Source organism: Streptomyces sp. NPDC059917 (genome assembly GCF_042730635.1).
Classification (GTDB): Bacteria; Actinomycetota; Actinomycetes; order Streptomycetales; family Streptomycetaceae; genus Streptomyces.
The window spans coordinates 17,775-41,119 of sequence record NZ_JBHWLC010000070.1 but is presented as its reverse complement, the minus strand read 5'-3'; the positions used below and the strand labels follow the sequence as shown (position 1 = coordinate 41,119).

Below are 23,345 nucleotides of genomic sequence, written 5' to 3'. Positions count from 1 at the left end.
GGTCGACGCGCCGCCGCCGGAGCCGCCGCTGCGGCGGCTCTGGCCGCCCGCGCCGGAACCGGAGGTCGCCGAGACCGAGGCCGTGCCGCGGGCGCGGCGCGGACGCTCGCCCGAGCCCGAGGCCGAGCCCGCGCCGCCACCCTGCGGGGCGCCGGAGCGGCGACGGCCGCCACCCTGGCCGCCGCTCTTGGCCGCGGTGCGCGGCTTGGCGGGGGTGGGCTGCGGCACTTCGAGCACCACGGGGATGCCGGAGGGCACGCGGGCGCCGGTGAGGCGGACCAGTTCCTCGTCCGAGGAGCGGATCTGCGCGGTGCGGGGGTTGATGCCCGCGTCCGACATGAGTCGGGTCATCTCGCGCTTCTGCTCGGGCAGGACCAGGGTGATGACGCTGCCGGACTCGCCGGCGCGGGCGGTGCGGCCGCCGCGGTGCAGGTAGTCCTTGTGGTCGGTCGGCGGGTCCACGTTGACGACCAGGTCGAGGTCGTCGATGTGGATGCCGCGGGCCGCGACGTTGGTGGCGACCAGCGCGGTGACCTCGCCCGTCTTGAACCAGTCGAGGGTGCGGTTGCGCTGCGGCTGCGAGCGCCCGCCGTGCAGGCCGGAGGCGCGGACGCCGTCCGCGAGGAGCTTCTTGACCATGCGGTCGACCCCGCGCTTGGTGTCGACGAACATGATCACCCGGCCGTCACGAGCGGCTATGCGCGTGGCCACGGCCTTCTTGTCGGTCTCGTCCATGACGTACAGGACGTGGTGCTCCATCGTGGTGACGGCGCCGGCCGACGGGTCGACCGAGTGCGAGACCGGGTCGTCCAGGAACATCTTGACGAGCTTGTCGACGTTCTTGTCCAGGGTCGCGGAGAACAGCATCCGCTGACCGCCGGGCTCGACCTGCTTGAGCAGCGCGGTGACCTGCGGCATGAAGCCCATGTCGGTCATCTGGTCGGCTTCGTCGAGGACCGTGATCGAGACCTGGTCGAGGACGGCGTCGCCGCGCTCGATGAGGTCCTTGAGGCGGCCGGGGGTGGCGACGAGGACCTCGGCGCCGCGGCGCAGGGCGCCGGACTGCCGGTTGATCGACATGCCGCCGACGACGGTGGTGATGCGCAGGTTCACGGCGGTGGCGTACGGCGTCAGCGCGTCCGTCACCTGCTGGGCCAGCTCGCGGGTCGGTACGAGGACCAGCGCGAGCGGCGCCTTCGGCTGGGCGCGGCGACCGGCCGTACGGGCCAGCAGGGCCAGGCCGAAGGCGAGGGTCTTGCCGGAGCCGGTGCGCCCGCGGCCGAGGAGGTCACGGCCGGCGAGGGAGTTCGGGAGGGTGGAGGCCTGGATCGGGAACGGCTCGGTGACGCCCTGGGCCGCGAGGGTCTTCAGCAGCGCCGCGGGCATGTCGAGGTCCTCGAACGCGGCCACCGGCGGGAGGGCCGGTGCGATCGGGTCCGGCATGGTGAATTCCTGCGGCCGGGCAGGCTGGGCGGAACCGCCCTTGGGCCGGCCGCCGCCAGCCTTCGGACGTCCCTGGGCAGCACCCCGACCCCTGACGGGACGGCGGCTGGGACGTGCGGAGCTGGAGCTGGTCATGCGGGAAAGCCCTCCTGGAACCGGCAGAAAACTTATTGACGGAACAACACACAAGCCGGGGCCCGCACCTCGCGGTGCGGACCCCGGCCGTGCGAAGAGCGTCAGGCAGGCAGGATGTTCTCGGCCTGCGGGCCCTTCTGACCCTGGGTGACCTCGAAGGACACGCGCTGGCCCTCCTGGAGCTCACGGAAGCCCTGGGTGGCGATGTTCGAGTAGTGCGCGAAGACGTCCGGGCCGCCGCCGTCCTGCTCGATGAAGCCGAAGCCCTTTTCCGAGTTGAACCACTTCACGGTGCCAAGTGCCATTTTTAAATCTCCTGAATAGGTGGCAAGGGCCCCATCCGGAAGATGCCGGAAACAAAATAAGCGCCTGAGGAGCAATCCCGTCAGGCGCACATAAAGTTCATGGGTACCACAACTGCAACGTCTCCAACGTACCACAGGAAGACCGTGGGGCTCGGATCCGAGTGTGTGACGCATGTCGCCCGCGGGGCGCCCCGGCGGTCCGCCGGGGCGCGCCGCCGGTCAGAGCCGCTCGATGATGGTCACATTGGCCTGACCTCCGCCTTCGCACATCGTCTGGAGCCCGTAGCGGCCCCCCGTGCGCTCCAGCTCGTGCAGCAGGGTCGTCATCAGTTTGACCCCGGTGGCCCCCAGCGGGTGCCCCAGCGCGATGGCTCCGCCGTTCACATTCACCCGTTCGGGATCGGCTCCGGTTTCCTTGAGCCAGGCGAGGACGACCGGCGCGAAGGCCTCGTTGATCTCCACCAGGTCGATGTCGCCCAAGGACATCCCGGTCTTCTTCAATGCGTACGCCGTCGCGGGAATGGGTGCGGACAGCATGCGGATGGGATCCTCGCCGCGGACCGAGAGGTGGTGAATGCGGGCCCGCGGGGTCAGACCGTGTTCGGCGACGGCCCGCTCGGAGGCGATGAGCATCGCGGCCGCGCCGTCGGAGACCTGGGAGGAGACGGCCGCGGTGATGGTGCCGCCCTCCACGACGGGTTTCAGCCCCGCCATCTTCTCCAGGGTGGTGTCCCGGCGCGGGCCCTCGTCGGTGCGGACGTCCCCGTAGGCGACGGTCTCGCGGTCGAAGCGGCCCTCGTCGATGGCGCGCAGGGCCCGCTGGTGCGAGCGCAGCGCGAACTCCTCCATGTCGAGGCGGGAGACGCCCCACTTCTCGGCGATGAGCTGGGCCCCGTGGAACTGGTTGACGGGGGCGTCGCCGTAGCGGGCACGCCAGCCCCGCGAGCCGATGTAGGGGCCGTCCGTGAGGCCGAGCGGTTCGGCGGCCTGCCGGGAGGCGAAGGCGATCGGGATCATCGACATGTTCTGGGTGCCGCCCGCGACCACCAGGTCCTGGGTGCCGGACAGGACGCCCTGCGCGGCGAAGTGGACGGCCTGCTGCGAGGAGCCGCACTGGCGGTCGATCGTGACCCCGGGGACCTCCTCGGGGAGCCCGGCGGCCAGCCAGGCGGTCCGGGCGATGTCCCCGGCCTGCGGGCCCACGGTGTCGAGGCAGCCGAAGACCACGTCCTCGACGGCGGCCGGGTCCACCCCGGAGCGCTCCACGAGGGCGCGCAGGACGTGGGCGCCGAGGTCGGCCGGGTGGACCCCGGACAGCCCTCCCTTGCGCCGGCCCACGGGGGTGCGTACCGCGTCGACTATGTAGGCCTCGGGCATCGGGACTCCTAGGTGAGGGTTCAGGTACGGAGCGCGATCCCGTCCAGCACCATCGAGAGGTACTGGCGGGCGATCTCCTCGGGGCTGTGCTGGCCGCCCGGCCGGTACCAGGAGGCCGCCACCCACACCGTGTCGCGCACGAAGCGGTAGGTGAGGCGGATGTCCAGGTCGGCCCGGAAGACCTCGGCGGCGACCCCCCGCTCCAGCGTCCCCAGCCACGCCTTCTCGAACTTGACCTGCGAGTCCGAGAGGTAGTGGAAGCGGGGCTGCGCGGACAGGTGCCGGGACTCCTTCTGGTAGATCGCGACGGCGGCGCGGTGCCGGTCGATCTCCCGGAAGGACTCGGTGACGAGGGCCTCGATGGTCTCCCTGGGGCCGAGCCCGGCGTCGAGCACGGTGTCGTAGCCCTGCCACAGCTCGTTCAGGAAGGTCGAGAGGATCTCGTCGAGCATCGATTCCTTGGAATCGAAGTGGTAGTAGAGGCTGCCGGCGAGCATCCCGGCGGCGTCGGCGATCTTGCGGACGGTGGTGGCGTTGTAGCCCTGGGCGGCGAAGACCTCCGCGGCGGTGGCGAGGAGCTCCCGTCGGCGCTCCGGCGAGGCCGTCACCTGCTGCTTCTTCTGGTTCGTTGGCACGCGCCCATTGTGGTCCCAGTGGTCCTCGTGGTCCTACGTCGTCCGACACCGCCCTGCGCCGTCCTACGCGTGCTGGCTGCTGACCGATACGGTCTCGCCCGTCATGTACGACGAGTAGCCGCTGGCCAGGAACACGATGACGTTGGCGACCTCCCACGGCTCGGCGTAGCGCCCGTAGGCCTCCCGGGCCGTCAGTTCGTCCAGGAGCTCCTCGCTGGTGACCTTCACCAGGTGCGGGTGCATGGCCAGGCTGGGCGCGACCGCGTTGACCCGGACGCCGAACTCGGCGGCCTCCAGGGCCGCGCAGCGGGTCAGCGCCATCACCCCGGCCTTGGCGGCGGCGTAGTGGGCCTGCCCGGCCTGGGCGCGCCAGCCGATGACGGAGGCGTTGTTGACGACGACCCCGCCGGTGCCGGCGGCCTTGAGGGAGCGCAGGGCGGCGCGGGTGCAGCGGAAGGTGCCGTTGAGGGTGACGTCGAGGACCTTGGTCCACTGCTCGTCGGTCATGTCGACGAGGGCGGCGGTGCCGCCCAGCCCGGCGTTGTTGACGACGACGTCCAGGCCGCCGTGGGTGGCCTCGGCGAGTGCGAACAGGGCCCGGACCTGGTCCTCGTCGGTGACGTCGCAGGGCAGGGAGGTGATCCGGTCGGCGCCGAACTCGGCGGCCAGCGCCTGCTCGGTCTCCTTGAGGCGGCGGGCGTGCGCGTCGCTGATGAGCACGCGGGCCCCCTCCTCCAGGAAGCGGCGGGCGGTGGCCCCGCCGATCCCGGCGCCGGCCGCCGCGGTGATCACGGCCGCGCGGTCCGCGAGCAGGCCGTGCCCGGCGACGTAGCGGGGAGCGGTGGCGTTCATGCCCGAACCTCCTTGGGAAGGCCGAGGATCCGCTCGGCGATGAGGGTGCGCTGGATCTCGTCGGAACCGGCGTAGATGGTGTCGGCCCGGGAGAAGAGGAAGAGCCGCTGCCAGTCGTCGAGGTCGTACGGGTCCCCCGCGTCCCCGGCCGCGAGGAGCGAGGCGGCTCCGCGCACGTCCATGGCCAGCTCGCCCAGGTCCCGGTGCCAGCGCGCCCAGGAGAGCTTGGCCAGCGGGGGCGCGGTGTCGGGGCGCAGGGCGGCGGCGTGCAGGGCGTCCAGGCCGATCCCGGCCCGGACGAGGCGGTCGCGCAGCAGCGGGTCGGCCAGCGCGCCGCACGCGCGGGCCGCCTCGACGAGGGCGTCGAACTCGCGGCGGAAGCCGACCTGTTGGCCGAGGGTGGAGACCCCGCGTTCGAAGCCGAGGGTGGCCATGGCGACGGCCCAGCCGTCGCCGGGCGCGCCGACGACGTGGGCGGCGGCGGTGCGGGCGCCGTCGAAGAAGACCTCGTTGAACTCGCTGGTGCCGGTGAGCTGGACGATCGGGCGGACCTCCACGCCGGGCTGGTCCAGCGGGACCAGCAGGTAGGACAGGCCCGCGTGGCGGCGGGAGCCTGGGGTGGTGCGGGCGAGGACGAAGCACCACTGGGCCTCGTGGGCCAGCGAGGTCCAGGTCTTCTGGCCGTCGACGATCCACTCGCCGCCCCGCAGGGCGGCGCGGGTGCGGACGGCCGCGAGGTCGGAGCCGGCGTCCGGCTCGCTGTAGCCCTGGCACCACAGTTCCTCGGCGGCCCGGATCGGCGGCAGGAAGCGCCGCCGCTGTTCCTCGGTGCCGTGGGCGACGAGGGTGGGGCCGAGGAGCTGTTCGCCGATGTGGCCGACCCGGGCGGGGGCGTCGGCGAGGGCGTACTCCTCGTGGAAGGCGATCTGCTGCTCGGTGTTCGCGCCGCGGCCGCCGTGCTCGCCGGGCCAGCCGACGCAGGTCCAGCGGTGGGCGGCCATGTGCCGTTCCCAGGCGAGGCGTTCGGCGAAGGCCTCGTGCTCCCGGCCGGGTCCGCCGCGCCCCTTGAGCGCCGCGAACTCGCCGGTGAGGTGGGTCCGTAGCCACTCCCGAACCTCGGTGCGGAACTCCTCGACGCTGCTCATGGGCGTACGTTAACCTACCAAACACTTGTTAGGGAAGGTCACTCGTGAAGGATGGATGCCGCATGCCCGCGCAGCCCCCCGGCGACAGCGCCGATCCCGAAGGCGCCGGTTCCGAAGGCGCCGAGCCGCCGGTCCGCTACGAGCGCCGCGGCCCGGTCGCGTACGTGACGATGGACCGCCCCCGCTACCGCAACGCGCAGAACAGCGCGATGACCTACGCCCTGGACACCGCCTTCTACCGCGCCGCCGACGACCCGGAGGTCAGGGCCGTCGTCCTCGCCGGTGCGGGCGAGCACTTCTCGGCGGGCCACGACATCGGCACCCCCGAGCGCGACGCCCACCTCCCCTTCGAGCGGCGGGCCGGCCTGTGGTGGGACCACACCGGCCGCAGCGGCGCCGAATCCCGCTTCGCCCGCGAGTCCGAGGTCTACCTGGGGATGTGCCGCCGCTGGCGGGAGCTGCCCAAGCCGGTGATCGCCTCCGTACAGGGCGCGTGCGTGGCGGGCGGGCTGATGCTGGCCTGGATCTGCGACCTGATCGTGGCCAGCGAGGACGCCTTCTTCGCGGACCCGGTCGTGCGCATGGGGATCCCCGGGGTCGAGTACTTCGCGCACCCGTGGGCGATGCCCCCGCGGATCGCCAAGGAGTTCCTCTACACCGGCGACCGGATGCCCGCCCGGCGGGCGTACGAGGTCGGCATGGTCAACCGGGTGGTGCCCCGCGCGGAGCTGGCGGCCGAGACCGACCGCCTCGCCCGGCGGATCGCCGAGATGCCCACCTTCGGACTGGCCCTGACCAAGCGGGCCGTCAACCAGGCCGAGGACCTCCAGGGCCTGCACAGCGGCATGGACTCGGTCTTCGGCCTGCACCACCTGGCGCACGCGCACAACGCCGAGACGGCGGCCGACTCGCTCGGCGGAATGAACATCGCGGCGATGAAGGAGGCGACCCGCTGATGGACCTGACCCACACGGCGGAAGTGACCGCTTTCCGGGCGCAGGCCCGGGACTGGCTGCGCGCGCACGTGCCCGCGCGGCCGCTGCCCTCGCTGGAGACGGCCGAGGGCTTCGCCGCGCACCGGGAGTGGGAGGGCCTGCTCGCGGCGGACCGCTGGTCGGTGGTGTCCTGGCCCGAGGAGTACGGCGGCCGGGGCGCGGACATCGTGAAGTGGCTGGTCTTCGAGGAGGAGTACTTCGCCGCCGGGGCGCCCGGCCGGGTCTCGCAGAACGGCATCAACCTCCTCGCCCCCACCCTCTTCGACCACGCGAGCCCCGCCCAGCGGGCCCGCGTCCTGCCGCCGATGGCGCGCGGCGAGGTGATCTGGGCGCAGGCCTGGTCGGAGCCGGAGTCCGGCTCCGACCTCGCCTCGCTGACGTCGCGCGCGGAGCGCACCGAGGGCGGCTGGCTGCTCTCGGGGCAGAAGACCTGGTCCTCGCGGGCGGCCTTCGCGGACCGCGCCTTCGGCATCTTCCGCACGGAGGCGGGCACGCCCAAGCCCCACCAGGGGCTCACCTACCTGATGTTCGACCTGCGGGCCCCTGGGGTGACGGTGCGGCCCGTCGGGCGCCTGGACGGGAAGCCGGCCTTCGCGGAGCTGTTCCTGGACGGGGTGTTCGTGCCGGACGAGGACGTGATCGGCGAGCCGGGTCAGGGGTGGCGGATCGCGATGTCCACGACGGGCAACGAGCGCGGGCTGACCCTGCGCTCCCCCGGCCGCTTCCTGGCGGCGGCGGACCGGCTGACCGCGCTGTGGCGGGAACGGGCGGACGCCGGGGAGAGCCCGGAGGGCGCCGGTGCCGCGCTGCGCGACCGGGTCGCGGACGCGGTGATCGGGGCGCGCGCCTACGAGCTGTTCACCTGGGCCAACGCCTCGCGGTTCGCGGCGGGCGAGACGATCGGCGCCGAGTCGAGCCTGAACAAGGTGTTCTGGAGCGAGTACGACATCGCCCTGCACGAGAGCGCGCTGGACCTGCTGGGCCCGGACGCGGAACTGGCGGACGGGCCGTGGGCGGAGCCGTGGCTCTTCTCGCTGGCCGGGCCGATCTACGCCGGGACCAACGAGATCCAGCGCGACATCATCGCCGAGCGGCTGCTCGGCCTCCCGAAGGGCCGCCGCTGATGCGCTTCCTGCCGACCGACGAGCAGTCGGACTTCGCCCGCACCCTGCGCGCGCTGCTGGGCGCCGCGGACGTGCCGACCGCCGTACGGTCCTGGTCCGCCGGGGCGTACGGGCCGGGGCGGGCCCTGTGGTCCCGGCTCGCGGACACCGGGCTGCTCGCGCTGGCGGCGCCCGAGGAGTACGAGGGGCTGGGGCCGCTCCCCGTCGAGCTGGCCCTGGGCTTCGTGGAGCTGGGGCGCGCGGCGGTGCCGGGGCCGCTGGTGGAGACGGCGGCGGCGGTGCGGCTGCTGTCGGAGCTGGGGGACGCGGGGCTGGCGAAGCGCTTCGTTCCGGCTCTGGTCTCGGGCGGGGCGGTGGCGACGCTCGTCCTCGCGGACGGGGGGGCGTACGCGGTGGACGCCGGGGCGGCCGACCACGTCTTCGTCGTCTCCGGAGCGGGGGAGCTCCGGCTCGCCGCCGGGCCGGGGACCGAGCTGGCCTCCCTGGACCCGGCCCGGCACCTGTCGCGGCCCGCCCCCGGCGGCGAGCTCCTGGCCGCGGGGCCGCACGTGACGGCGGCGGCCGCGGCCGCCCTGCGGTGGGCGCGGCTGCTGACGGCGGCGCAGTGCCTGGGGGTGGGCGAGGCGCTGCTGGCGCGGACCGTGGAGTACGCGAAGCAGCGCACGCAGTTCGGGGTGGCCATCGGGTCCTTCCAGGCGGTCAAACACCGGCTGGCGGACACGCTGATCGGGCTGGAGTTCGCCCGGCCGTTGGTGTGGGCGGCGGCGCTCGGCCTGGTCCCCTGGGAGATCGCGGCGGCCAAGGTCGCGGCCGGCGAGGCCGCGTACCGGGCGGGTCGGACCGCGCTCCAACTCCACGGCGCGGTCGGCTACACGGAGGAGCTGGACCTCTCCCTCTGGCTCCGCAAGGCCCGCCCCCTCCGCGACGCCTGGGGCACCCCCTCCCAATGCCGAGCCGAAATCCTCCCCCACTAGCCCCGAACTCCGCCCGGGGCACGCCCTCAAACGCCGGACGGGCTGGGAGTGGCCCAGGCCAACTCAGCCCCGCTGGACAGCCGACCCGGGCCGATTCAGCCCCGCCGGCGTTTGAGGCGCTGCCCGGGGTCAGGGGTGGGTTACCGACAGGGTGACGACGTACGGTTCGTCGATCTGGCCGTCGGGGAAGAGGGCCAGGAGGCGGGCCCGCTCGGCCGCGCAGAAGTCCGCGGTGGGCCCGGCCCCCAGCACCAGGAAGGCCGAGTGACTGGCCAGGTTCGCCAGGTGCACGTCGACCGGTACCCGCCTCCCCCACCGCACCCGACGCGTGACGAAGTCGAGCCCCGCCGGCAACCCCCGCGCCGCCACCCCCGGCTGCGCCGACAAGCAGGCCGCCACCCGCGCGTCCTGCTCGGCGACCCACGGCACGGACAGGTCCAGGTCGTTCCACCACAGGGCCAGCGCCCCGCCCTCCCGCAGCACCCGCCGCACCTGCGGCACCGACCGCGCCGGATCGGTCCAGTGCCATGCCTGCGCGTAGGTGACCAGGTCGAAGGCCCCGTCGGCCAGCGGCAGCCGGTCCCCGTCCCCCCGCACCAGCGGTATCCCCGGGTGCCCCCGCCGCAGCTCGGCCGCCATGCCGTCACCCGGCTCGACGGCGACGACCCGGGCCCCCCGCGCCCGCAGCAGCGCACTGGCGATCCCGGTCCCGGCCCCCACGTCCGCGACCCGCGCCCCCTCCAGCGACCGCCCGGTCAGCTCCTCGACGGCGTCGAACAACTCCGGCGGATACCCGGGCCGGTTGGCCCCGTACAGCCCGGCGGCGGCGTCGAAGGACCGCGCCCGCTCCCGCACGTGGTCCCGCGCACCCCGGAACTCGTGCACGACCTCGATCCGCCCGACGATGTGCGCGTTGAACTCCGCCAGCTCCTCCGCCGGCACCCACAGCTCCAGGATCGTCTCCCCGCCCGCCTGTTGGACCGGGTACCGGGCGAGGAACTCCGTGTCCACCTCGAAGCGGGTCACGAAGCCCGCCCCGTCGTGCTTGACGTTCCAGTCGCGGGCGATGCGGATCGCGTAGTCCTCGTTCATGACCGGGTAGAAGATCGGCTGCTCGGGCAGCCGCGGCGGCCAGGCCCGCCAGTCGGCCGCCGCCACCAGCTCCAGCTCGACGGGCCCGGTGGGCCGCCACAAGGTCGTCGTAGTCGTCATCTCCCGACCCTAGGTGACCTTGCGCGCCACCCACTCGGCCGCCCCCGCCAGCGCCTCGGCCGCGGCCGGGAGCGGGGTGCCCAGGAAGCCGTGGAAGACGCCCGGGAAGAGCCGGACCTCGCACTCCACCCCCGCCGCCGCGAGCCGCCGCGCGTACGCCAGCCCCTCGTCCCGCAGCACGTCGCAGTCGGCCAGCACCACCAGCGCCGGCGGCAGCCCGGCCAGGTCCGCGGCGGCCAGCGGCGAGACGTACGGGTGCGCCGGATCCGCGGCCGGGCCGAGGTAGCTCTCCCAGTACCAGCTCATGTGCGCGGCCGTGTGGAAGTGGTCGCGGGCGTACGTCTCCACCGACGCGGAGGCCATCGAGGCGTCCAGCGGCGGGTACACCAGCAGCTGCGCCGCCACGAGCCCGGGCGCGCGCAGTGCGGTGACGGCTGCCAGGTTGGCCCCGCTGGAGTCCCCCGCGACCACCACCGCGCCGGGGTCGCAGCCGAGGTCGCCGGTCCGGGCACGGGCCCACAGCAGCACGGTCAGGGCGTCGTCGGGCGCCGCGGGCCAGGGGTGTTCGGGGGCGAGCCGGTAGTCCGCCGAGACCACCACCGCCCCCGACCGCGCGGCCAGCGTCCGGCACGTCGCGTCGTGCGTGTCGGGGCCGCACATCACCCAGCCGCCGCCGTGGAAGTACACCACCAGCGGGCGCCCGACCGCCCCCGGCGCCGGATCGTAGACCCGCACCGGCACCCCGTCGGCCACCGCCTCGCGTACGGCGGCCACCTCCGGCCCGGGTCGGGCCGCGGCGGCGCCCGCGGCGGCCGCGGCCCGCAGCGCACCGGCGTCCCCCGGCGGCGGGAAGTGCGCCGACATCGCGGCGCACGCCTCCCGCGCCCGCGGGGACAGCGCCTCGGGGCGGGCGCGCGGGCGCGTCATCGGGCCGTCATCCCGCCGTCGACGGTGAACTCCGCGCCCGTGATGTAGGCGGAGGCGTCCGAGCACAGGAACCGCACCAGCTCGGCGACCTCCTCCGGCCGTCCCATCCGCCCCAGCGGCAGGTGCGACCAGTCCCGGCCCGCCACCGCCCCGGCGACCATCGGCGTGTCGATCGCCCCCGGGTGCACGGAGTTGACCCGGATCCCGTCCCCGGCCAGGTCCAGGGCCGCCGAGCGGGTCAGCCCGCGCAGGGCGAACTTCGTGGAGCCGTAGGCCGCGTGGCCCGGTATCCCGACCAGCCCGGCGGTGGAGGAGATGTTCACGACGGAGCCGCCCCCGGCCGCCCGCAGCAGCGGGGCCACCGCCTGGATGCCGAGGAAGGGTCCCAGCAGGTTGACCCGGAGCAGCGCTTCGAAGTCCTCGGCGCTCTGCCGCTCCACGTGGGCGGTGCGCCACAGGGCCGCGTTGTTGACCAGGGCCGAGACGCCCCCGTACGCGTCCACGGCGGCCCGCACCACACCGGCCCAGCTCTCCGCGTCGGCCACGTCGTGCCGTACGTACAGCCCCTGGTCGCCGAGGGACGCGGCGACCTCGCGGCCCTCCTCCTCGCGGATGTCGGTGACGACGACCCTGGCTCCGGCCTCCGCGCACAGCCGGGCCTCCGCGGCGCCCTGGCCGCGCCCGGCGCCGGTGATGACGACGACCTTCCCGTCCAACGAGACCATCGCTCCCACGGGTCAGCCCTCCAGCGCGCGGAAGTGGGGGATGACCTTCTCGCCCCACTGGCGGATGGTCTCCATGCAGACGTCCTGCGGGACGGTGCCCATCTGGATCAGGCACATCACCTCGTCGACACCGATCTCGCGGAGCTGCTCGACGTAGGCGATCGCGGTCTCGGCGCTGCCGTAGGCGTGTTCGGCGTTGTAGGTGCCGGTGTCGACGGGGCGGGCGGGGATGTTCGCCTCGTGGAGCCGGGCGACGAGTTCCTCGCGGCCCTTGTGCAGGGCGGCGGCGTGCTGCTCGGCGCTCTCGTCCTCGGCGTATCCGGTGGGCTCGGGGCCGTTGCCGTACCAGTGCGCGATGGACTCGGCGAAGAAGCGCTGGCCGCGGGTGCCCAGCCGCAGGGCGCGCTCGGCGTCGTCGAGGACGATGGTCGGGCAGAGGGCGGAGAGGTGGTCGTTGACGACGTCCGACACGAACCGCTCGCCGCTGCGGGTGGCGATGGCCTCGTCGTAGACCTTGCGCATCGCGCGGACGTCGTCGGCGCCCGCGAAGCCCATCACCAGGGCGCCGATGCCGAGTTCGGCGGCCAGCTTGAGGGTGTCGTGCTTGGAACAGGCCATGAAGAGCGGCGGGTGCGGGTCCTGGACCGGGCGGGGCAGGACCGCCCCGGGGCCGATGTCGATCGAGCCGTGCCACTCGAACCGCTCCTCCTTCCACGCGGAGGAGAAGATCCGCAGGGCCTCCTCCATCTGCGGGTAGGTGTCCTCGGGGCGCACCCCGTACATGGACATCTCCTGGCGGGTGGCGCCGCGCCCGGCGCCGATGTCCACGCGGCCGCCGCAGAGCACGTCGAGCATCGCGGCGCGTTCGGCGACGCGCACCGGGTGCTGGTAGCCGAAGGGCATGGTGACCACGCCGTGGCCGATGCGGATCCGCTCGGTCCGGGCGGCGACCCAGGTCAGGAAGATCTCGGAGGCGCTCATGTGGGCGTACTGGGTGAGGGAGTGGTGCTCCACCGCCCAGATCCGGTCGAAGCCCATCCGCTCGGCGTGGACGGCCTGTTCGACGCAGTCGTGGATGACCTGGCGTTCGCGTTCGGGGGTGGGGTCGACGAGCTGCGCCTCGAAGATCATCGAGAACTTCACGGTGGGATCCCTCCATCACGTACATCCGCGAGTATTCCTAATAGGAATACTTCTAGCAGGCATATCCCGCAGGGGGAAGGGCGCCGCCGGGACCGGTCGTAGACTGCGGTCCGTGGCAGAAGAGACGAACAGGCGCGCGCTCCCCGCAACGAGCTGGGCGGTGCTCGGGCTGCTCTCCTTCGGGGAGGAGCTGTCCGGCTACGACCTGAAGAAATGGTCGGACTGGTCGCTCAAGTTCTTCTACTGGAGCCCCTCCTTCAGCCAGATCTACAGCGAACTCAAGCGCCTGGAGAAGGCCGGCTACGCCTCCTCGCGCCTGGTCGCCCAGGAGACCGGCACCCGCGACAAGCGGGTCTACCGGATCACCGACGAGGGCATGGACGCCGTGCGCGACTGGGCCCGCCGGGCCCCCGTCGACCCGCCCGTCCTCAAGCACGGGCCGATGCTGCGCCTGTGGCTGGGGCACCTGCTGGAGCCGGAGCAGATGCGCGAAGTGCTCGCGCGCCACCAGGAGTTCGCGGAGCAGATGCGCCTGCGGGCGGTCGCGGACGTCGAGGGCGCCAAGGGCGAGGCGGCGTGGGCCTACCCCACCCTCACCCTCAAGTGGGCCGAGCGGTACTACGCCTCCGAGCGCGACCTCGCCGCCGCCATGCTGGAGGACATCGAGGCGCTGGAGGCGGAGCGCGGATCCGCCGCCCCGGGCGGCAACACCCCGTAGGCGCGCCGGAAGTAGAGCAGCGGGGCGACCTCCCGATGCGCGGCCAGGGCGGTGACCCGGCCGAGCACGATCGCGTGGTCGCCCCCGTCCAGGACGCCCTCCAGCACGCACTCGACCGTCGCGAGGACGCCGTCGAGCAGGGGCGCGCCGTTGCCGCCCGGCCGCCACGGCACCCCGGCGAACTTGTCGCCCCCGGTCACCGCGAAGCGTCGGCACAGCTCCCGCTGGTCCGCGGCCAGGATGTTGACGGCGAAGCGGCCGGCCGCGCGGATCCGGGGCCAGCTGGACGAGGTGCGCGCCGGGCAGAAGCAGACCAGCGGCGGATCCAGGGACACCGAGGAGAAGGACTGCACGGCCATCCCGACGGGACGGCCGTCGCCCTCGCACGCCGTGATCACGGCGACGCCGGTGGCGAAGCTGGAGAGCGCGGACTTCATGTCCACGGGAGCAGGGACCAGCATGGCGACCTCCGGAGATATTCCTACTAGGTATATGCCTAACCGAAACAGCTGTGATTGGATACCGCCCACGCTCGCTCGTCAAGTAGGGAGGGTCCGTGTCCAGCCCCCGCCAGACTCCGCAGCACCCCGCACCGCCCGCCACCCTGGCCCGGCTGCCCGCGTACGCCGCCGCCGCGTACGGGGAACTCGAAGCGCTCGCCGACGGGGAGGTCCGCTGGACCTTCGCCCGGCTCGACACCGAGATCGCCGCGGCCGCCCGCGCCGCCGTCGCCCTGGGCGTCCGGCCCGGCGACCGGGTCGCGCTCTGGGCCCCCAACAGCCGCCAGTGGATCACCGCCGCGCTCGGCGCGGTCGGGGTCGGCGCGGTCCTCGTCCCCGTCAACACCCGCTACAAGCCCGCCGAGGCCGCCGACGTCGTCCGGCGCAGCGGCGCCCGCGTCCTCTTCACCGAACGCGGCTTCCTCGGCACCGACTACGTCGACGCCCTGCACGGATCCGGTGAGGACCTCGGCGACCTCGCCGCCACGGTGGTGCTGCGCGGCGGCGGCGCGCAGGACTCCCCCGCCGGGGCACCGGTCCACTCCTGGGCGGCGTACCTGCGCGCCGGGGAGCAGGTCCCGGAGCGGGAGCGGCTGGCCCGGCTGGCCGCCGTACGCCCCACGGACCTCAGCGACATCCTCTACACCTCCGGCACCACCGGCCGTTCCAAGGGCGTGATGACCACCCACGGCCAGAGCGTGCGCCTCTACGACTCCTGGTCGCGGCTGGTCACCCTGCGCCCCGGCGACCGGTACCTGCTGGTCAACCCGTTCTTCCACACCTTCGGCTACAAGGCGGGGGTGCTCGCCTGCCTGCTGCGCGGGGTGACCATGCTCCCCGAGGCGGTCTACGACAGCGACCGGATCCTGCGCCGGATGGCCGCGGAACGGGTCAGCTGCCTGATGGGCCCGCCGACCGTCTTCCACGGCCTGCTCGAACACCCCGGCCGGGCGGCCCACGACCTGTCCGCGCTGCGGCTGGCGGGCACCGGCGCGGCCGCCGTGCCGACCGCGCTGGTCGAGCGGATCCGCGGGGAGCTGGGCGCCCCGGACGTGTTCACGGCGTACGGACTGACCGAGTCCGGCGGCGTCGTCTCCGTCTGCCCGACCGACGCGGACGCCGCGACCCTCGCCCACACGGTGGGGCTGCCGCTGCCCGACACCGAGGTGCGGATCGCGGATCCGCTGGGCCGGGTGCTGCCCGCCGGGGAGCCCGGCGAAGTGCAGGTGCGCGGCTACCACGTGACCACCGGCTACCTCGACGACCCGGCCGCGACCGCCGAGGCGGTGCTCGCGGACGGCTGGCTGCGCACCGGGGACATCGGGGTGCTGGACCCGCGCGGCTACCTCGCCATCACCGACCGGCTCAAGGACATGTACGTGGTGGGCGGGTTCAACGCCTACCCGGCGGAGGTGGAGAACGTGCTGCTGACCCATCCCGCGATCACCGACGCGGCGGTGGTGGGCGCCCCCGACGAGCGGCTCGGCGAGGTCGGGGTGGCCTTCGTGGTCACCACCGAACCGCTCACCGCGGCGGAGCTGACCGCCTGGACCCGGGAGCGGCTGGCCAACTTCAAGGTCCCCCGGCGCTTCACCACCGTGGCCGAGCTGCCGCGCAACGCCGGCGGCAAGCTCCAGAAGGCCCCGCTGCGGCGGGCCGCGCGCGGGGAGCGGGAGGAGCGGCCGTGAGGACCCTGGAGCGGACCCCGGAGCAGCGGGACCTGGGCGCGGCCGTACGGTCGGTGCTCGCCCGGCACCCGGGCGCGGCGGCCTGGTCCCCGCTGACCGGCCGGGTGGGCGCGGCGGCGCTGGCGGTGCCCGAGGAGTACGGCGGGGCGGGCTGCGGGAGCGTCGAGGTGGGCGTGGTCATGGACGCGCTGGGGGGTGCGCTGAGCCCCGTACCGTACCTGGGCTCCGCGGTGCTGACCGTGGGCGCGCTGGTGGCGGCGGGGGACGCGCGGGCCTGTGCGCGGCTGCTGCCGGATCTGGCCGGGGGGACGGCGACCGGGGCGCTGGCCTGGGCGGAGCACGGCAGTTGGGAGCCCTCGGCCCTGCGGACCCGGGCCGTGCGGGATCCGGCGCGGGGGTGGCTCCTGACCGGCGCCAAGGAGCACGTCCTGCCGGGCGCCGGGGCCGGGGTCCCCGAGGTCGTGCTCGTCCTCGCGCGGGGCGGTGCGGGTGCGGGCACGGGTACGGGTGCGGATTCCGGGGACGGCGGGGACTCCGGGGACGGCGGGGCGCTCTCGCTGTTCCGGCTGACCGGGCCGCCCGCCGCCTGGCGGATCCGCTCGACCATGGATCCGAGCCGCCCGCTCGCGGAGCTGGCCCTGGACCGGACCCCGGCCGCCCTGGTCGGCGCCGAGGGCGACGGGGAGCGGGTGCTGGCCCGGGTGCGGGACCTGGGCGTCACCGCACTGGCCGCGGAACAGGTCGGGGCGGCCGCGCGGGCCCTGGCGGTGACGGTGGGGTACGCGGGGGAACGGGTCCAGTTCGGCCGCCCGATCGGCTCCTTCCAGGCGGTCAAGCACCGGCTCGCCGACATGTACGCGGCCGTGGAGAACGCCCGCGGCCTCGCCCTGGCGGCCGCGGCGGCGGACGCGGCGCCCGGCCCGGCGGCGGCCGCCGGTTCGGCGTGCGGGGAGGCGTACTCCTGGGTGGCCGGGGAGATGATCCAGCTGCACGGCGGGATCGGGATCACCTGGGAGCACGAGGCGCACCGGTTCTTCAAGCGCGCCCACGGCGCGGCGCGGCTGTTCGGCGGCCCGTCCGCGCACCGCGCGCGGCTGGCCGCACGACTGACCGCACGACCGGGTCCGACCGGGGCCCGTTGACGTACCCTCGGGGCCATGACCGGTAGTGCGATAAACCTGCGCAAGATGGAAGAAACCGCTCCGGCGCTCGTCAGCCTGTACAAGAGCGCCGGGGTGTCCCTGCGCAAGCACGGCCTGGACGGTCAACGGGCCGCGGTCTACCTGGTACTGGACTACTCCGGCTCGATGCGCCCGTACTACGCCGACGGCACCGTGCAGGCCTTCGCGGACCGGGTGCTCGGACTGTCCGCGCACCTGGACGACGACGGCCGGGTCCCGGCGGTCTTCTTCTCCACGGACGTCGACGCCGTCGAGGAGATCTCGCTGGAGCGGCACGCGGGCGCGGTGGGCCGGATCGTGGCGGGCCTCGGGCACATGGGCAAGACGTCCTACGACGCGGCGATGGACGCGGTCATCGACCACTACCTGGACAGCGGGGCGACGGATCCCGCCCTCGTGGTCTTCCAGACGGACGGCGGCCCCCTCAACAAGGCCGCGGCGGAGCGCCACCTGTGCAAGGCGGCCCGGTTGCCGCTCTTCTGGCAGTTCGTCGGCTTCGGCAACACCCGCAGCACCCAGTTCGACTTCCTGCGCAAGCTGGACGAGCTGCCGGTCCCCCGGGCGCGCGTCGTCGACAACGCGGGCTACTTCCACGCCGGGGAGGACCCGCGCGCGGTGCCGGACGCGCAGTTGTACGACCGGCTGGTCTCGGAGTTCCCGTCGTGGTTGGCCGCGGCGCGGACGGCGGGCATCGTGCGCGACTGAGCGGCGGGCATCGCGGCAGCTCAGCGGCGGGCACCGTGGGCGGCTGCGCGGCGGGCACCGTGCACGCCTGCGCGGTCGGCACCGTGCGCGCCTGCGCGGTCGGCGCCCGGACCAGGCGCTTTCATGGCGGTATGACGACGAACAACTGGGCACATTTCGCCGCGGCCGAACCGGAACTCGCCGAAGCGGTCCGGGCCCGCTTCGGGCAGTACGCGCACCACGTCCTGGCGACCCTGCGCAAGGACGGCTCGCCGCGGGTCTGCGGGCTGAACGCCACCTTCCGGGGCGGCGAGCTGTGGCTCGGGATGATGCCGGGGTCGATGAAGGCCATGGACCTGCGGCGCGATCCCCGGTTCGCGCTGCACACCAATCCGGGTGCGGACGAGTCGATGCCCGACGGGGACGTACGCGTCTGCGGGCGGGCCGTGGAGATCCTGGACCCGCCCGAGCTGCACCGCTTCGCCGAGGAGTCAGGCGAGCCGCCGCACCCGTCCCACCTGTTCCGGGTGGAGCTGACCGAGGTGGTCCTGACCGGGATCGACGGGGACGACCTGGTGGTGCGCGCGTGGACCCCGGCCGCCGGGCTGCGCACGATCCGCCGGGGGAACGACGACGACCCCGCCCGGGAGGAGTGAGGCGCGGTCGCCCTCCGGGACCTCGTCGTCGTACGCGTCCTCGTCCTCCCACGGGGCGGGGGCGACCGGCACCGGGGCCGGGACCGGGACCGGCTCGGGGGCCGGACCGGTCCCGGGGAGGGCGATCGCGGCCGGGTTCACGTCGACCTGGTTGCGGTCGATGTTGATCGTCACGCCGTCGTAGGTCTCGTCGTGGTCGCCCTGGTACTGGTGGGCCCGGCGGCGCCCGCCCCACTGCCCGCCGCCCGCGGGCAGGCCCAGGTCCGAGTCGGTGACCGAGGCGCGCCCGTTCCAGGCCGCGGCCCAGACGACGTCGGGAACGGCGCGCCCGGTGCGCGCGTGCTCGGCGCTGAGCGCCTTCATGCCCGAACCGGCCGCGAGATAGGCGGCGGCCCGGTAGCCGAGTGCGTGCAGGCGCTCGGTCCAGGCGGCGACGTACGCGACCACCGGCCGGTCCCAGGTGGCCCGGTCGGTGTAGTTCTCCAGGTCGTTGTAGAGGACGGTGCCCGCCCCCAGGCCCAGCGCGCGGGCCGCCGAGGCCGCGCCGTCGGCGGCCGTCCGGCCCTGCGCGGCCGCGGTGTCCGGGTCGGTGGACAGCCCGGTGGTGGCGCTGCGCCAGGGCTGGCGGCCCACCCAGATCGGCATCAGGTGCCAGCCCGCGGCGCTCTGCCGCTTGACCCAGTCGGCGGTCAACTGCGGCTGGGCGCAGGCGCGGGCGCCGCCGCCGATGTAGATGCCGACGGCGCCGAAGGGGGACTCCTCGCCCCAGCCGTCCATGGTGGCCTGGCCGGGGGCGGTGCACGCGTCGAAGCCCGGGCCGGTGTAGGCGCCCGGCGTGACCGAGGCCGCCGGTGCGGGGACGGGCCGCAGGACGGAACCGGGGGACGCGGGCCGACCCGGCACGGTGGCCGGGGGACCCGCGTGGCCCCCGGGGCCGCCGACCGGGCGGGCGCCCTCGATCACGGCGCGGACCGCGGCGGGCGTGTCGCCGTAGGAGGCGGTGGCCATCACCCCCGACTGGGCGAGGGCGTAGCGCAGTTCGTTGCTGGGCGTGCGGGGCCCGGTGGCGGGCAGCGCGGTGCCCACCGGTACGTCGACGGTCGGCACGTCGGCGCGCGCCGGGGCGTCCCGTACGGGCTCCAGGTGCAGGGTGTCGGCGCGGTCGGCGACCGCCCGGCCGGCGCACTCGCGCTGCGTCCCGGCGTGGCCGACGTACAACGTGGGCACGTCCAGGCGCAGGCAGGCCTCGGGGGCGCGGTCGAGGTCGACGACCCGCCAGTGCGCGGGGAGCGTGAAGCGCAGCCCCCGGTAGTCGTACTGGCGGGGACCCGGGCCGGGGCCGGGGCCCGGGTCCGGGCCGTCGGCGGCGGCGACGGGCCCCAGCGCGGTGAGCCCGCTCAGCGCGAGCACGACCCCGCAGGCCGAGGCGAGCAGCCGCCCCCACGTCCGGGCCCCGCGACCGCCCCCGGCGCCCTCACCACACCCCGCACCACACCCATCGACACGACTCTCGACACGACACTCGACACTCGACATGACCTTCGACATGACTCGCGACATGACGCTGTGTATACAGGTGCCGCGGCCTCCCGGAGATCCGGCGAGGCCGCGGCGGCCCGGCTAACTACCCGCCTGGTCCTGGAAGGCGGGCAGCTCGAAGACGCGCTGCTTGCCCGCGTCGTCCATCAGCTCCACCAGGGGCAGGACCAGCTCCCACAGGTCCCGCTTGTCGACCTCGCGGACGAGCGCGTCGAGCTCCCCGTCGCCCAGCAGGGCCGCGGTGTCGGCGACCACCTTGCGCCCGTCCTCGGGCAGCACGCCGACCAGCGGCAGGAACTCCCCCCACAGACCGGTCCCGACGACGGCGCGGACCACCCCGCGCAGCACCTCGGGCTCGCGCAGCGCCTCCAGGCGGGCGACGGACCTGCGGTCCTCCTCCCCCAGCAGCGCGACCAGCGGGAGCAGCGCCTCCCAGAGGCCGTGCTCGTGGGTGGCCCGGACCAGCGAGTCGAGGGCGCCGCCGTCCAGCCGGGCCGTCAGCTGGGCGATCCGTTCGCGCTGTTCGCCGTCGACCGACGCGGCGACGGCGAGGGCCTCCTCCCACAGCCCGCCCGCGGCGGCCGCGCGCACCACGCCCGCGAGCCGTTCGTCGCCCATCAGCCGCAGGACGTGCGGCAGCCGCTCCGGCTGGTCGACGTAGAAGCCGGTGCGCAGGACGGCCTCGTCGTCGACCTGTTCGAGGATCCGGGTGAGCGCCCGGTCGCGGATGTGGCCGACGAAGCGGCCCATGGTGAGGAAGTCGGCCGACTCGGCGAGCGCGACGGCGATGCGCACGAGCAGCCCCTCGTCGAGCCGGTCGACCACGCCCGCGATCCGCCGGGGGTCGAGGTGCGCGCAGGACTCGACGGTGAAGGGCACCGGGAGCTTCTCGATGATGTCGGCGGCCCGCCCGGGGTCGAGCCGACCCGCGACCGCCGCCGCGAGGCGGGGGCCGAGCGCCTTCTGCGAGATGGCGGCGGCCACCGCGGCCGGCACCAGCTTGGTCGCGGCGGCGATCCGGTCGAGCATCTCGGGCGCCCCGTCGTACAGCACGGCGGTGACCTGCTCGCGGAAGCGCCGCACGTCCGCGGCGGGCAGCGCCTCCAGGAACCGCAGCGCCCCCGCGTCGCCCTCCCCCAGCAACCGGGCCACCTTCTCCACCTCGGCGCGGCTCACCGGAAGAGCACCTTGCGCACGGCGCCGCGCGCGAGCGCGGGGACGAGCTTCAACGCTTCCTCGGCGGCGTCTCCCAGCCCGACGGCCTGCCGCTCCCGCTCCGCGCGCAACGCGTCGGCGAGCCGCCCGAGCTCCCCGTCCGCCAACCCGGCGAACGACCCGGGCACCGGCGCCCCCTTCAACTCCGCACCCAGCCTGGCGAGTTCTTCTGCACCCACGGGACGACCTCCCACGACGGCGACACCACGACAACGGCTCGCCACCGAGACTGATCCCGTTTTGACTATTAGTCAATACTCGCGGGTAGCTCTACCTAGAGCTCCGGCTCCAGGCCCCGGATCTTTCGACCCGCACCCGAATCGGGCCGGGTGAGGGCTTCGAACACCTTGTAACCGGAGTCCTTCGCCCCGCCCCCCCAGGTCACCTTCCCGTCAGAACGTTCCGTGGCGGCGATGCCGCCCCAAAAGCGCGCGCTCCGCTCCCACCGGACATCACTCAGACCCTCGATGACGGCTTCTCCCTCCACCGGGCCACCCTCGGCGGCCCACGGCACGGCGCGGTGCAGAGTGGCACCCAGGCCGGCAAGCACGGCTGGAGCAGTGATCGCCGAGCGCCCCGCGAACTCCGCGGCAAACCGGTCGACGACGCCCCCGAGCAGGGACGTCACCGCGTGGACGACCTCGCCTTCCCCGTACTCCCCCGGCAGGTCGTCCAGCGCGACGGCGCCGGAGGTGGACTGGATGCCGGACCTGCCGAGCAACGTCGTGACCACGAGCGTCCGCACCGCGGAGAGGGTCACCCACTCCCGCGCGGTGCTGCCGATCTGCCGCTTGCCGGTGAGGACGTAGTCCGCGAGGCGGATCTTCTCGCCCCGGAGCGTGACGACCGTGTCGTCCACCAACGCGCGCGTCACCGAGGTCGCCAGGTCACGCGAGTCCATGGACAGGGCGAGCGACTTGTCGACCGGCACCCCCTTCAGGTTCCGATCATGGAAAATTTGCCTCGCGTGACTGGTGGAGACCCCGTGGAAGATCTCGAAGGCCACATTGACCTGCGAGAAGTCGAAGCCTTCCAGCCCAAACTCCCGATGGTTCTTGCGCACCCGATGCATGGCCGAGACCTGGGTCTCGGCATCAACCGCGATGATCAGGTCGCGCAGCGGAAGAAACGTCTTCCCACCCCGCCCAATACTCAGGGGCCTCGGGCACCACCAGGTGAGCGGCGGCACGGACCAGCCGTCACCGAGGTCGCCCCGAATGCCCCGGGCGATGTACTCGGCGTACGAGGTGATGTTCTTGGCCTTCGAAGTACCGGCGCCACCGATCAAGCGCTGTACCTGGCTCCGCAGTTGCCCGTACTCACCGAGCCCCAGGTCCACTCGCCCCGAGGCAGACAGCTCGACAAGCTGCGGGTCATGAACGATCGCCAGGGCGCTCTCCCAGTCCAGCACCCCGATCGCAAGCTTCGGCCTGACCTCCATCACCGTCACCGGAAGCCCCGTTCGAATGGGCTCAAGCATGCCGCTCCCCCTTCCTGCGGTCGGCTAACTGTGCAATTTCCGACTCCACTTGAGGCGATGCTAGCAAGTGTCACACTCCAACTGCGGTTACCGCAGATCAAGTGGAAGTGCTCCGTAGTTACGGGCATCATCAGTGAAATAGGCACAGGATCATGAGACTTGGTCAGGGCCATCGACCAAGAGGCGCACATGAAAGGCCAGTTACTGAGCTAGGCTGGTCCGCAGACGCTAGAAAAAGGTCTGGGAGGGCCGGTAGCACGGCCCTCCCAGGTCCATTGGCGTTCGCAGGTACCGAGGCGTTGACAGCCGCACAGCACACGTACGTCCAATGGAGGTTCCATCATGACATGCCCCCACACCACGGGGTCCGCGGGCCAGCCCACCGGATACGCCGTCGTCCTGTTGCCGCCGACCTGGCGCGACCGGGTGATCGGTGCCATGGCGGGGCTCCTGGTGGAGCTCGGCGCGGTCGCGCAGCCCATCGCGCAGCCCCACCCCGTGCTCGACCTCACGGCGCTCAGCATCGCGACCCACATCCTGGCCTGCGTCGCCGTCTTCGTCGGCACGCGGGTCCGGCTGGCGCGCCGTAACTGACCCCCACCCGCCCCCGGGCATGCCACAGCGCCCGCCTTCCCTGGTCGGAGACTGGCGGGCGCCGTGTCAGAGTGCCGTACGCCGTTGTACGGACCGTA

The 23,345-nt window shown here is 73.7% G+C and carries 23 protein-coding genes and 1 pseudogene; 9 read left to right on the top strand and 15 right to left on the bottom strand.

Features of this window, described 5'->3' with window-relative positions; all coding sequences use genetic code 11:
* The 6 genes from ACFWAR_RS30985 to ACFWAR_RS30960 form a co-directional block, all read right to left on the bottom strand.
* Nucleotides 1-1,578: DEAD/DEAH box helicase (locus ACFWAR_RS30985; RefSeq protein WP_385784234.1), on the bottom strand; the 1,578-nt coding region annotated here is incomplete at its 3' end.
* 101 nt (nucleotides 1,579-1,679) lie between these two features.
* Nucleotides 1,680-1,883 (bottom strand): cold-shock protein, encoded by a 204-nt coding sequence (locus ACFWAR_RS30980; RefSeq protein WP_330329894.1) that lies wholly within the window; start codon nucleotides 1,881-1,883, stop codon nucleotides 1,680-1,682.
* A gap of 219 nt (nucleotides 1,884-2,102) precedes the next feature.
* The gene (locus tag ACFWAR_RS30975) at nucleotides 2,103-3,260 is read right to left on the bottom strand and encodes an acetyl-CoA C-acetyltransferase (protein ID WP_385784230.1); all 1,158 of its coding nucleotides are present in this window, start codon (nucleotides 3,258-3,260) and stop codon (nucleotides 2,103-2,105) included.
* Nucleotides 3,261-3,280: 20 nt separating this feature from the next.
* Entirely contained in the window at nucleotides 3,281-3,895 is a 615-nt protein-coding gene (locus tag ACFWAR_RS30970; protein WP_385784228.1) for a TetR/AcrR family transcriptional regulator, read from the bottom strand.
* A 63-nt stretch (nucleotides 3,896-3,958) separates the two neighbouring features.
* Nucleotides 3,959-4,747: an SDR family oxidoreductase gene (locus ACFWAR_RS30965; protein WP_385784225.1), complete on the bottom strand. Its 789-nt coding sequence runs from the start codon at nucleotides 4,745-4,747 to the stop codon at nucleotides 3,959-3,961.
* Entirely contained in the window at nucleotides 4,744-5,892 is a 1,149-nt protein-coding gene (locus ACFWAR_RS30960; protein WP_385784223.1) for an acyl-CoA dehydrogenase family protein, read from the bottom strand. The genes ACFWAR_RS30965 and ACFWAR_RS30960 overlap by 4 nt, the downstream gene beginning before the upstream one ends.
* A 62-nt stretch (nucleotides 5,893-5,954) precedes the next feature.
* Here ACFWAR_RS30960 and ACFWAR_RS30955 point away from each other — a divergent pair, with 62 nt between their 5' ends.
* The 3 genes from ACFWAR_RS30955 to ACFWAR_RS30945 are packed head-to-tail and all read left to right on the top strand — an operon-like array spanning nucleotide 5,955 to nucleotide 8,985.
* A complete protein-coding gene (locus ACFWAR_RS30955) occupies nucleotides 5,955-6,848 on the top strand; it encodes an enoyl-CoA hydratase (RefSeq protein ID WP_385784220.1) in 894 nt (297 codons plus the stop codon).
* Nucleotides 6,848-8,011 (top strand): acyl-CoA dehydrogenase family protein, encoded by a 1,164-nt coding sequence (locus ACFWAR_RS30950; protein WP_385784217.1) that lies wholly within the window; start codon nucleotides 6,848-6,850, stop codon nucleotides 8,009-8,011. The genes ACFWAR_RS30955 and ACFWAR_RS30950 overlap by 1 nt, the downstream gene beginning before the upstream one ends.
* Nucleotides 8,011-8,985, top strand: a complete 975-nt coding sequence (locus ACFWAR_RS30945) for an acyl-CoA dehydrogenase family protein (protein WP_385784214.1) — start codon at nucleotides 8,011-8,013, stop codon at nucleotides 8,983-8,985. Before ACFWAR_RS30950 ends, ACFWAR_RS30945 begins: the two co-directional genes overlap by 1 nt.
* A 129-nt stretch (nucleotides 8,986-9,114) precedes the next feature.
* Here ACFWAR_RS30945 and ACFWAR_RS30940 read toward each other — a convergent pair whose 3' ends face one another.
* The 4 genes from ACFWAR_RS30940 to ACFWAR_RS30925 all read right to left on the bottom strand — a co-directional run bounded on the left by ACFWAR_RS30940 (nucleotide 9,115) and on the right by ACFWAR_RS30925 (nucleotide 12,992).
* Complete coding sequence (locus ACFWAR_RS30940) at nucleotides 9,115-9,840, bottom strand: class I SAM-dependent methyltransferase (RefSeq protein WP_385784245.1); 726 nt, start codon at nucleotides 9,838-9,840, stop codon at nucleotides 9,115-9,117.
* A gap of 366 nt (nucleotides 9,841-10,206) precedes the next feature.
* Complete coding sequence (locus ACFWAR_RS30935; RefSeq protein WP_385784211.1) at nucleotides 10,207-11,124, bottom strand: alpha/beta hydrolase; 918 nt, start codon at nucleotides 11,122-11,124, stop codon at nucleotides 10,207-10,209.
* A complete protein-coding gene (locus tag ACFWAR_RS30930) occupies nucleotides 11,121-11,849 on the bottom strand; it encodes an SDR family NAD(P)-dependent oxidoreductase (protein ID WP_385784242.1) in 729 nt (242 codons plus the stop codon). The genes ACFWAR_RS30935 and ACFWAR_RS30930 overlap by 4 nt, the downstream gene beginning before the upstream one ends.
* A 12-nt stretch (nucleotides 11,850-11,861) precedes the next feature.
* On the bottom strand, nucleotides 11,862-12,992 hold the full coding sequence (locus tag ACFWAR_RS30925) for an LLM class flavin-dependent oxidoreductase (RefSeq protein ID WP_385784208.1): 1,131 nt from the start codon (nucleotides 12,990-12,992) through the stop codon (nucleotides 11,862-11,864).
* Between the two features lie 112 nt (nucleotides 12,993-13,104).
* On the opposite strand from ACFWAR_RS30925, the gene ACFWAR_RS30920 reads away from it, so the two are divergent.
* Entirely contained in the window at nucleotides 13,105-13,710 is a 606-nt protein-coding gene (locus tag ACFWAR_RS30920; RefSeq protein WP_385784205.1) for a helix-turn-helix transcriptional regulator, read from the top strand.
* Here ACFWAR_RS30920 and ACFWAR_RS30915 read toward each other — a convergent pair.
* Complete coding sequence (locus ACFWAR_RS30915; protein WP_385784202.1) at nucleotides 13,611-14,171, bottom strand: flavin reductase family protein; 561 nt, start codon at nucleotides 14,169-14,171, stop codon at nucleotides 13,611-13,613. The two genes, ACFWAR_RS30920 and ACFWAR_RS30915, sit on opposite strands and share 100 nt — an antisense overlap.
* Nucleotides 14,172-14,266: 95 nt before the next feature.
* Between ACFWAR_RS30915 and ACFWAR_RS30910 the strand changes: the two genes are divergently transcribed.
* From ACFWAR_RS30910 to ACFWAR_RS30895, 4 genes are all read left to right on the top strand, one after another.
* The gene (locus ACFWAR_RS30910; protein WP_385784199.1) at nucleotides 14,267-15,898 is read left to right on the top strand and encodes a FadD3 family acyl-CoA ligase; all 1,632 of its coding nucleotides are present in this window, start codon (nucleotides 14,267-14,269) and stop codon (nucleotides 15,896-15,898) included.
* On the top strand, nucleotides 15,895-17,040 hold the full coding sequence (locus ACFWAR_RS30905; RefSeq protein WP_385784197.1) for an acyl-CoA dehydrogenase family protein: 1,146 nt from the start codon (nucleotides 15,895-15,897) through the stop codon (nucleotides 17,038-17,040). The genes ACFWAR_RS30910 and ACFWAR_RS30905 overlap by 4 nt, the downstream gene beginning before the upstream one ends.
* 15 nt (nucleotides 17,041-17,055) lie before the next feature.
* Nucleotides 17,056-17,784, top strand: coding sequence for a VWA domain-containing protein (locus ACFWAR_RS30900; RefSeq protein WP_385784194.1), 729 nt, complete (start codon nucleotides 17,056-17,058; stop codon nucleotides 17,782-17,784).
* Between the two features lie 131 nt (nucleotides 17,785-17,915).
* A complete protein-coding gene (locus ACFWAR_RS30895; RefSeq protein WP_385784191.1) occupies nucleotides 17,916-18,419 on the top strand; it encodes a pyridoxamine 5'-phosphate oxidase family protein in 504 nt (167 codons plus the stop codon).
* 156 nt (nucleotides 18,420-18,575) lie between these two features.
* On the opposite strand, the pseudogene ACFWAR_RS30890 reads toward ACFWAR_RS30895, so the two are convergent.
* From ACFWAR_RS30890 to ACFWAR_RS30875, 4 genes and pseudogenes are all read right to left on the bottom strand, one after another.
* Nucleotides 18,576-19,196: pseudogene (locus ACFWAR_RS30890) on the bottom strand (DUF1906 domain-containing protein); the annotation flags it as partial.
* An 843-nt stretch (nucleotides 19,197-20,039) separates the two neighbouring features.
* Nucleotides 20,040-21,134, bottom strand: coding sequence for a hypothetical protein (locus tag ACFWAR_RS30885; RefSeq protein ID WP_385784188.1), 1,095 nt, complete (start codon nucleotides 21,132-21,134; stop codon nucleotides 20,040-20,042).
* Nucleotides 21,131-21,352 carry a hypothetical protein gene (locus tag ACFWAR_RS30880; RefSeq protein ID WP_354384501.1) on the bottom strand — a complete coding sequence of 74 codons (222 nt, stop codon included), beginning with the start codon at nucleotides 21,350-21,352 and terminating at the stop codon, nucleotides 21,131-21,133. The genes ACFWAR_RS30885 and ACFWAR_RS30880 overlap by 4 nt, the downstream gene beginning before the upstream one ends.
* A gap of 95 nt (nucleotides 21,353-21,447) precedes the next feature.
* Entirely contained in the window at nucleotides 21,448-22,653 is a 1,206-nt protein-coding gene (locus ACFWAR_RS30875; protein ID WP_385784185.1) for a DNA sulfur modification protein DndB, read from the bottom strand.
* Between the two features lie 342 nt (nucleotides 22,654-22,995).
* On the opposite strand from ACFWAR_RS30875, the gene ACFWAR_RS30870 reads away from it, so the two are divergent.
* Nucleotides 22,996-23,247, top strand: coding sequence for a hypothetical protein (locus ACFWAR_RS30870; RefSeq protein ID WP_385784182.1), 252 nt, complete (start codon nucleotides 22,996-22,998; stop codon nucleotides 23,245-23,247).
* Nucleotides 23,248-23,345: the final 98 nt, after the last annotated feature.

Bases quoted from the DNA above. Each gene is read 5' to 3' on its own strand.
- ACFWAR_RS30930 (WP_385784242.1), bottom strand. From the start codon at position 11,849: ATGGTCTCGTTGGACGGGAAGGTCGTCGTCATCACCGGCGCCGGGCGC.
- ACFWAR_RS30960 (WP_385784223.1), bottom strand. From the start codon at position 5,892: ATGAGCAGCGTCGAGGAGTTCCGCACCGAGGTTCGGGAGTGGCTACGG.
- ACFWAR_RS30875 (WP_385784185.1), bottom strand. From the start codon at position 22,653: ATGCTTGAGCCCATTCGAACGGGGCTTCCGGTGACGGTGATGGAGGTC.
- ACFWAR_RS30955 (WP_385784220.1), top strand. From the start codon at position 5,955: ATGCCCGCGCAGCCCCCCGGCGACAGCGCCGATCCCGAAGGCGCCGGT.
- ACFWAR_RS30915 (WP_385784202.1), bottom strand. From the start codon at position 14,171: ATGCTGGTCCCTGCTCCCGTGGACATGAAGTCCGCGCTCTCCAGCTTC.
- ACFWAR_RS30935 (WP_385784211.1), bottom strand. From the start codon at position 11,124: ATGACGCGCCCGCGCGCCCGCCCCGAGGCGCTGTCCCCGCGGGCGCGG.
- ACFWAR_RS30895 (WP_385784191.1), top strand. From the start codon at position 17,916: ATGACGACGAACAACTGGGCACATTTCGCCGCGGCCGAACCGGAACTC.
- ACFWAR_RS30870 (WP_385784182.1), top strand. From the start codon at position 22,996: ATGACATGCCCCCACACCACGGGGTCCGCGGGCCAGCCCACCGGATAC.
- ACFWAR_RS30980 (WP_330329894.1), bottom strand. From the start codon at position 1,883: ATGGCACTTGGCACCGTGAAGTGGTTCAACTCGGAAAAGGGCTTCGGC.
- ACFWAR_RS30900 (WP_385784194.1), top strand. From the start codon at position 17,056: ATGACCGGTAGTGCGATAAACCTGCGCAAGATGGAAGAAACCGCTCCG.
- ACFWAR_RS30945 (WP_385784214.1), top strand. From the start codon at position 8,011: ATGCGCTTCCTGCCGACCGACGAGCAGTCGGACTTCGCCCGCACCCTG.
- ACFWAR_RS30950 (WP_385784217.1), top strand. From the start codon at position 6,848: ATGGACCTGACCCACACGGCGGAAGTGACCGCTTTCCGGGCGCAGGCC.
- ACFWAR_RS30965 (WP_385784225.1), bottom strand. From the start codon at position 4,747: ATGAACGCCACCGCTCCCCGCTACGTCGCCGGGCACGGCCTGCTCGCG.
- ACFWAR_RS30975 (WP_385784230.1), bottom strand. From the start codon at position 3,260: ATGCCCGAGGCCTACATAGTCGACGCGGTACGCACCCCCGTGGGCCGG.